Here is an 8,430-nt window from a genome sequence, read left to right as displayed (position 1 = left end):
CAGCGGCTGGTCATGGCCGCGAACTTCGGTGCCACCCCATCCAAAACCGTGCTGTGGGCGCACAAGCGTGGGCGCCACGGGGCTGGGGTTGGGGAACAGTTTGGTGCCGGTGAGCAGGTGGTAGGCGGTGGCGGCCAGGGAGTATTGGTCTGCGCGCGGGTCGAGTTGGTGGCCGAGCAGTTGTTCGGGTGAGCAGTAGTCGACGGTGCCCACGGTCATGTTGGTTGCTGTCAGGCCGGTGGTGTCGTCGACGGGGCGGGCGATGCCGAAGTCGCTCAACATGATTCGTGGTGTGCCGCCGTCGTCGGGGTGGCTGACCATGATGTTGGCGGGTTTGACGTCGCGGTGTAGCAGGCCGCGGTGGTGGGCGTGGTCGAGGGCGGCTGCGACGGCGCTCACGATGTCGATGACTTGGGCTGCTGGCATGCCGGTGGGGTAGTGCCGGGCCAGCAGTGCGCCGACGTCGGGGCCGTTGACGTAGTCCATGGTGATCCACAGTTGGCCCTCGAACTCACCCCGGTCCTGGACCCCGACGATGTGGGGGTGCCACAGGGCCCCGGCCAGGTCGGCTTCGCGGTTGAACCGCTGCTGGTAATCGGGGTCTGCGGACAGATCGGCGCGCAAGATCTTGAGCGCCTCGAACCGGGGCAGCCGGGGATGGCGCACCAGATACACCTCACCCATGCCCCCGGCCCCCAACAGCCGCACCACCGTATAGCCCGCGAACCGAGCCCCCTCACTCAACGGCATGGCCGCATCCTAAAACCCGCCCATCCCGGCCACGCGAAATCAACCGCGCTGCGCGCACGGAATGGCTCGCGGTAGGGTCAAAGGAGTGTGTGGACTCACCGGTGAGGTTCGACTCGACGGCCGGGTTCCCGATCTAGCGGCGGTGTCGGCGATGGCCGCCGTGATGGCACCAAGGGGGCCGGACGCGGCGGGGGCCTGGTCACAGGGCCGGGCCGCCCTCGGTCATCGTCGCCTCCGAATCATCGACCTGACCGAAGCCGGCGCCCAGCCGATGGTCGACGCCGAACTGGGCCTCACGATCGCCTGGAACGGCTGCATCTACAACTACCAGGAACTGCGGCGCGAGCTCATCGGGCACGGCTACCGGTTCTTCTCGCACAGCGACACCGAGGTCCTGCTCAAGGCCTACCACCGCTGGGGCGACGACTTCGTCAGTCACCTGCACGGGATGTTTGCCTTCGCCATCGTCGAAAGGGACAGCGGCCGGGTCCTGCTCGGCCGCGACCGGCTCGGTATCAAACCGCTGTACCTGACCGAGGACAGCCACCGGATCCGGTTCGCCTCGACCCTGCCGGCGCTGCTGGCCGGCGGTGGCGTGGACACCCGCATCGACCCGGTCGCCCTGCACCACTACATGACGTTCCACTCCGTGGTGCCGGCGCCGCTGACGATCCTGCGCGGCGTGCGCAAGGTCCCGCCCGGCTCGCTCGTCGCCATCGAGCCCGATGGCCGGCGCGCCACCACCACCTACTGGACGCCCGACTTCAGCAGGGACGACGACCGCGCCGACTGGTCGGAGCGCGACTGGGAGGACGCGGTGCTGTCCGCGCTGCGGGTCGCGGTCGAGCGTCGGCTCGTCGCTGACGTCCCGGTCGGCTGCCTGCTCTCCGGCGGCGTCGACTCCAGCCTGATCGTCGGGCTGCTCGCCGAGGCCGGTCAGCACGGGCTGTCGACCTTCTCCATCGGCTTCGAGTCGGCGGGTGGCGTCGAGGGCGACGAATTCCGGTGGTCGGACATCATCGCCAAACGCTTCGACACCGACCACCATCAGATCCGCATCGGCACCGACCGGATGCTTCCCGCGCTCGACGGGGCGATCGGCGCGATGAGTGAGCCGATGGTCAGCCACGACTGCGTGGCGTTCTACCTGCTCAGCCAGGAAGTCGCGCGCCATGTGAAGGTGGTGCAATCGGGTCAGGGCGCCGACGAGGTATTCGCGGGCTACCACTGGTACCCGCCGATGGGTTCGCCGGCCGCCGCGACGCTGCCCGGGGCGGTCGCCGAATACCGCGGTGCCTTCTTCGATCGCGATTCGCTGGGCGTCCGAGACCTGTTGGGGCCGGCCTATTTCGCGCAGGGCGACCCCAGCGAGCGGTTCGTCAGCGAGCACTTCGCACGCGCCGGCGCCGAAACGGGCATCGACCGTGCGCTGCGGCTGGATACGACCGTCATGCTGGTCGACGACCCGGTCAAGCGGGTCGACAACATGACCATGGCCTGGGGGTTGGAGGGCCGGGTCCCCTTCCTCGATCACGAGTTGGTCGAGCTGGCGGCGACCTGCCCCCCGGAGCTGAAGATCGCCCACGAGGGCAAGGGCGTCCTGAAACAGGCGGCGCGACGGGTGATTCCGTCGGAGGTCATCGACCGGCCGAAGGGCTACTTCCCGGTTCCCGCGTTGACCCACCTCGAGGGGCCCTACCTGGACATGGTTCGCGACGCCCTGTACGCGCCGGTGGCCAAGGAGCGCGGGCTGTTCAACTCCGAGGCTGTCGATGCCCTACTGGCCGACCCGAACGGCAAGCTGACCCCCCTGCGCGGCAACGAACTCTGGCAGATCGCCCTGCTGGAGCTGTGGTTGCAGCGCCATGGCGTGACCGGGCAGGCCGCATGACCGCCGCCGACCCCTCCGAGGACCACGATCACACCGAGGCCATCACGATGGGCCTGCACGACGCCTCGCCCCCCGAGCTGGTCGACGCGATGGCCAAGGATGTCGAACTCGAAATGGGTTGGGGCCGACTCATTTTCGGCCAGACCTTCGCGGATGCGGAGACCCTGGCCGAGACTCTGCGCCGGGAGGTCCCGGGCCGGCGCGACATCTGCATCTACGCGCGCGAGTCCCACGTGGTGGTCGCCGGGGCGCCGACCGAGCTGTTCATCGACCCCAGCCACACCTATCGGCTGCGTTTTCACCCCGACGACGAGGACACGGCGCCGTCGCCGATCGGCATGACGGTGCGCACCCTGGCCGACGCGGCCGACGCCGACGCCATGAACCGCGTGTTCGTGCGGTGCGGCATGGTGCCGGCGCCGGTCGAGACGATCTGGGACAACCACCTGCACGCGGAGGCGGTGACCTACCTGGTCGCCGTGCGCGACGACGACGGCGCCGTGGTGGGCACGGTGACCGGAGTCGACCACGAGTTGCTCTTCTCCGACCCGGAGGAGGGCTCGAGCCTGTGGACCCTGGCCGTCGATCCCGCCGCGGCGCTGCCCGGGGTGGGTGAGGCCCTGACCCGGGCCCTGGCCGACCATTTCCGGCGCGCCGGCCGCGCCTACATGGACCTGTCGGTGGCCCACGACAACGCCGCGGCCATCGGCCTTTACGAAAAGCTAGGCTTCGTCCGCGTTCCGGTGCTGGCGATCAAGCGGAAGAACGCGATCAACGAGCCGCTGTTCACCGCGCCCCCCGAAACCGTCGAGGATCTCAACCCCTACGCGCGGATCATCGCCGACGAGGCGATGCGCCGCGGGATCTGGGTCGAGGTCCTCGACGCCGAGGCCGGCGAGATCCGGCTAACCCACGGCGGCCGCAGCGTGATCACGCGCGAATCGCTGTCCGAGTTCACCTCGGCGGTCGCGATGTGCCGTTGCGACGACAAGCGTTTGACGCGGCGCCTGGTTTCCGAAGCGGGCATCACCGTGCCGCGTGCGCGCCTGGCCACCTTCGACGACGGCGACTACGCCTTCCTGCAGGAGGTCGGGGAGGTCGTCGTCAAACCGACCCGCGGAGAGCAGGGCAAGGGCATCACCGTGGGCGTGCCCGCCGAGAAGGGCCCCGACGAGCTGGCCGCGGCCGTGGCGCGGGCGCGGCAGCACTACCCGGAGGTGTTGATCGAGGAGCGGGTGGCCGGCGATGACCTGCGGCTCGTGGTGATCGACGGCCGGGTGGTCGCCGCCGCCCTGCGGATGCCGCCCGAGATCATCGGCACGGGGGAGCACAGCATCCGGGATCTGATCGCGGCCGAGAGCCGGCGACGCTCGGCGGCGACCGGTGGCGAGTCGAAGATCCCGCTCGACGACCTCACCGAGACGACGGTCGCCGAAGCCGGTTGGACGCTGGATGACGTGCTGCCCCAGGGCACCCGGCTCCGCGTCCGGCGCACCGCCAACCTGCATCAGGGCGGCACCATCCACGATGTCACCGCTGTGGTGAACCAGGAACTGTGTCGCGTTGCGGTGGCCGCCGCCGAGGCGATCGGCATCCCCGTGACGGGCATCGACCTGCTCGTCCCCGACGTCACCGGCGCCGAATACGCCTTCATCGAAGCCAACGAGCGACCCGGGCTGGCCAACCACGAACCCCAGCCCACCGCGGCGGCTTTCATCGACTACCTTTTCCCGGGTCAGCCCGGCCAGCCGCTGGCCTGGACCCCCGAGGAGTCACGCCCGGACCGGGATTGAGGCTTGCCCCACCGCTTGTTTGGGTAATTCTCTGCTCACCCAGATAGGAGTCAGATGAGCGCAGGCGTGCAAACCGGAACCATCACCACCCAGGTGCCGGCCCGGCTGGACCGGCTGCCCTGGTCGCGGTTTCACTGGCGGGTCGTCATCGGCCTCGGCGGGGTCTGGGTCCTCGACGGCCTCGAGGTCACCATGGTCGGCAACGTGTCGTCGCGCCTCACCGAGAAGGGCAGCGGCATCGGACTCAACGCCGCGCAGATCGGAACGGCGGCGGCGTTCTACATCGCCGGGGCCTGCCTGGGCGCGCTGTTCTTCGGTCACCTGACGGACCGCTTCGGGCGGCGCAACCTGTTCATCCTGACCCTGGCGGTGTACCTGGTCGCCACCGTCGCGACCGCGTTCGCATTCGCCCCTTGGTATTTCTTCCTCGCCCGCTTCTTCACCGGCTCCGGCATCGGCGGCGAATACGCGGCCATCAATTCGGCGATCGACGAGTTGATCCCCGCGCGCGTGCGCGGTCGGGTGGACCTGGTGATCAACGGGACCTACTGGCTGGGGTCGGCGGCCGGCGCGGCCGGCGCACTGGTCCTCCTGGACACCTCGAATTTTCCGGCGAACATCGGGTGGCGCCTCGCCTTCGGCGTCGGTGCCATCTTCGGCATCTTCGTGCTGCTAGTCCGGCGCAACGTTCCGGAAAGCCCCCGGTGGTTGTTCATCCACGGCCGCGCGGAGGAAGCCGAACGGGTGGTCGGCGAGATCGAGGGGGAAGTGCAGCGCGACACCGGTAAACCGCTGCCACAGCCGGCCGGGCGCCCGCTCAAAGTCCGCCAACGCGAGACGATTTCGTTCCGGGAGATCGCCAGGGTGGCGTTCACGCTGTACCCGCGGCGCGCGGTGCTCGGGACGGCGCTGTTCATCGGGCAGGCGTTCCTCTACAACGGGGTCACGTTCAACCTCGGCACGCTGTTGAGTGGCTTCTACGGGGTCCCGTCCGCGAAGGTGCCGCTGTTCTTCATCCTTTGGGCGCTCAGCAATTTCGTCGGCCCCCTGGCCCTCGGGCACCTGTTCGACACCGTCGGCCGCAAACCGATGATCACCGCGACCTACATAGGTTCGGCCCTCGTGACCGTCGTTTTGGCGGTGCTGTTCGTGACGGGGACCGGCGGCGCCTGGACGTTTATCGCCGTCCTCGCGGTGGCCTTCTTCCTGGCCTCGGCGGGGGCGAGCGCGGCCTATTTGACCGTCAGCGAGATCTTCCCGATGGAGACCCGGGCGCTGGCGATCGCGTTCTTCTACGCGGTCGGCACCGCGATCGGCGGCATCACCGGTCCGCTGCTGTTCGGCCAGTTGATCAACTCCGGGCAGCGCGGCCAGGTGGTCTGGTCGTTCCTCATCGGTGCGGCGGTGATGGCCATCGCGGGCCTGATCGAGCTGTGGCTCGGCGTCGCGGCCGAACGACGTCCGCTCGAGGAGCTGGCGTTGCCCTTGACGGTGGCCGACGCCGAGCGCGAGGAAGAATCGCCTCCGCAACAATAGGCGCGATCCGGCGCCTGGCCGCGTCTCACGATCGCAACGATTGCGGACCCAGCGTTGACACCGGCGTAACAGATTTGGCATCGAACGTTCCTATGGTGGGGCGGTCCGTCGTCCCCCAGGTCAACCGTGGGGCCCCTCAGCGATAGGAATTCAATTGAGCGGAAACGCTGTCCGCCTGCAGGCGATCAACAACGTCGAGGCGTATGTCCCCCCGGCCATCAGCTTCGTGCCAGGGGAAACGCCGGGCGAGATCTTCGGCTCGAACGTCTTCACCAAAGCGGAAATGCAAGCACGGCTGCCAAAGTCGGTGTACAAGTCCATCGTGGCGACCATCGAGAAGGGTGCCAAGCTTGACCCGGCCGTCGCAGACACCGTCGCGGTAGCGATGAAGGATTGGGCCCTGGAGAAGGGCGCCACCCACTACGCGCACGTGTTCTACCCGATGACCGGCCTGACCGCCGAGAAGCACGACAGCTTTTTGGAACCCGTCTCCGACGGGCAGACGCTCGCCGAGTTCGCCGGCAAGACGCTCATTCAAGGCGAACCCGATGCGTCCAGCTTCCCGTCCGGCGGACTGCGCAGCACCTTCGAGGCGCGCGGCTACACCGGCTGGGATGTCACCAGCCCGGCCTACATCCTGGAGAACCCCAACGGGAACACGCTGTGCATCCCGACGGTCTTCGTCTCGATGACCGGTGAGGCGCTGGACTACAAGACGCCGCTGCTGCGCAGCCAGCAGGCCATGGGTGTGCACGCCGAGCGCATCCTGAAGATGTTTGGTCACCAGGACCTGAACAAGGTGGTGTCGTTCTGCGGCCCGGAGCAGGAGTACTTCCTGGTCGACCGGCACTTCTTCCTGGCGCGACCCGACCTGGTCAATGCCGGCCGCACCTTGTTCGGGGCCAAGCCGCCCAAAGGCCAGGAGTTCGACGACCACTACTTCGGTGCCGTGCCCGAGCGTGTCCTCGGCTTCATGATGGACACCGAGCGGGAGTTGTTCAAACTCGGCATTCCCGCCAAGACGCGGCACAACGAGGTCGCTCCCGGCCAGTTCGAGATCGCGCCGATGTTCGAGCGGGCCAACATTGCCTCTGACCATCAGCAACTGCTGATGACGATCTTCAAGACGATCGCCAAGAAGCACGGCATGGAATGCCTATTCCACGAGAAGCCCTTCGCCGGTGTCAACGGATCCGGTAAGCACGTCAACTTCTCGATGGGCAATTCCGAGCTGGGCTCGCTGCTGGTCCCGGGCGATACCCCGCACGAGAACGCGCAATTCCTGGTGTTCTGCGCCGCGGTCATCCGCGCCGTGCACAAGTTCTCGGGGCTGCTGCGTGTTTCGGTCGCCTCGGCTACCAACGATCACCGCCTGGGCGCCAACGAGGCGCCGCCGGCGATCATCTCCATCTTCCTCGGGGAACAGCTCGCCGACGTGTTCGAGCAGATCGCCAAGGGCGCGGCCACGTCGTCAAAAGGCAAGGGCACCATGATCATCGGTGTCGACACCCTGCCGCCGCTGCCGACTGATCCGGGTGACCGCAACCGCACCAGCCCGTTCGCGTTCACCGGCAACCGGTTCGAGTTCCGGGCGCCCGGCTCCGGGCAGACGGTTGCCGTGCCGTTGATCGTCCTCAACACGATCATGGCGGACTCGCTGGACTACATGGCCACCGTTCTGGAGAAGGCCGTCGGCAACGGCGAGGACTTCGACATGGCGCTGCAGAAGCTGCTGACCGAGATCATCACCGAGCACGGCGACGTGGTGTACAACGGGGACGGGTACTCAGAGAAGTGGCAGATCGAGGCCGCCGAGCGGGGCCTGCCGAACCTCAAGACCACGCTGGACGCCATTCCGGAACTGATCAAGCCGGCAGCGGTCGAAATCTTCGAGAAGTACGGCGTGTTCACCGAACGTGAACTGCACAGCCGCTACGAGATCCGGTTGGAGCAGTACGCGCTGACCGTCGCGGTCGAAGCGAAACTGACGCTGGAGATGGGGACGACGATCATCCTGCCGGCAGCCATCCGCTACCAGACCGAGCTCGCGCAGAACGTCGCGGCCTTGAAGAAGGCCGGCGTGGAGCCGAGTATGGCCGCGTTGGAAGGGGTTTCGGCTCCGCTTGCCGATTTGTCCGCGGCGTTGGCGGCGCTGAAGTCCGCGCTCTCGGATCACTCGGCATCGTCGGCCCTCGAAGAGGCCACGCACGCCCAGAAGGAGCTGCTGCCCGCGATGGAAGCCGTGCGCACGGCCGTCGACACGCTGGAAACCGTTGTCGCCGACGACCTATGGCCGCTTCCCACCTACCAGGAGATGCTGTACATCCTGTGACGGACTTCGTCGGGCGTGGGGGTCGGCCGCAGATGCGGCGGTGATCCGCGGCCCCCACGCCCGGCGATCCGCGGAAACAACGCAAGAATTCCGCAAGGACTTCACCAAGATCTGGCAAGTTCGCTGCC

General features: G+C 67.6%; 5 protein-coding genes. 4 read left to right on the top strand and 1 reads right to left on the bottom strand.

All coding sequences use genetic code 11. The features are described 5' to 3' along the window. Positions 1-750 (bottom strand): serine/threonine-protein kinase (locus tag A5787_RS20055; RefSeq protein WP_156764045.1); only part of this gene is annotated, 750 nt, incomplete at its 3' end. A gap of 85 nt (positions 751-835) precedes the next feature. Between A5787_RS20055 and A5787_RS20050 the strand changes: the two genes are divergently transcribed. The 4 genes from A5787_RS20050 to A5787_RS20035 all read left to right on the top strand — a co-directional run bounded on the left by A5787_RS20050 (position 836) and on the right by A5787_RS20035 (position 8,302). Beyond that, positions 836-2,641 (top strand): N-acetylglutaminylglutamine amidotransferase, encoded by a 1,806-nt coding sequence (locus A5787_RS20050; RefSeq protein ID WP_066970167.1) that lies wholly within the window; start codon positions 836-838, stop codon positions 2,639-2,641. Continuing rightward, on the top strand, positions 2,638-4,434 hold the full coding sequence (ngg, locus tag A5787_RS20045) for an N-acetylglutaminylglutamine synthetase (protein WP_066970165.1): 1,797 nt from the start codon (positions 2,638-2,640) through the stop codon (positions 4,432-4,434). Before A5787_RS20050 ends, ngg begins: the two co-directional genes overlap by 4 nt. A 54-nt stretch (positions 4,435-4,488) precedes the next feature. Further along, complete coding sequence (locus tag A5787_RS20040; protein WP_066970162.1) at positions 4,489-5,970, top strand: MFS transporter; 1,482 nt, start codon at positions 4,489-4,491, stop codon at positions 5,968-5,970. A 154-nt stretch (positions 5,971-6,124) separates the two neighbouring features. Then, on the top strand, positions 6,125-8,302 hold the full coding sequence (locus A5787_RS20035) for a glutamine synthetase III (protein ID WP_066970159.1): 2,178 nt from the start codon (positions 6,125-6,127) through the stop codon (positions 8,300-8,302). Positions 8,303-8,430 lie beyond the last annotated feature (128 nt).

The sequence above is a fragment of the Mycobacterium sp. 852002-50816_SCH5313054-b genome (genome assembly GCF_001667185.1).
Lineage (GTDB): Bacteria > Actinomycetota > Actinomycetes > Mycobacteriales > Mycobacteriaceae > Mycobacterium.
The sequence above is the reverse complement of the archived record's forward strand: the minus strand, read 5'-3'. Positions and strand labels throughout refer to the sequence as shown.

Excerpts from the sequence above, each read along its gene's own strand:
- ngg (WP_066970165.1), top strand. The coding sequence starts at position 2,638 with ATGACCGCCGCCGACCCCTCCGAGGACCACGATCACACCGAGGCCATC.
- A5787_RS20040 (WP_066970162.1), top strand. The coding sequence starts at position 4,489 with ATGAGCGCAGGCGTGCAAACCGGAACCATCACCACCCAGGTGCCGGCC.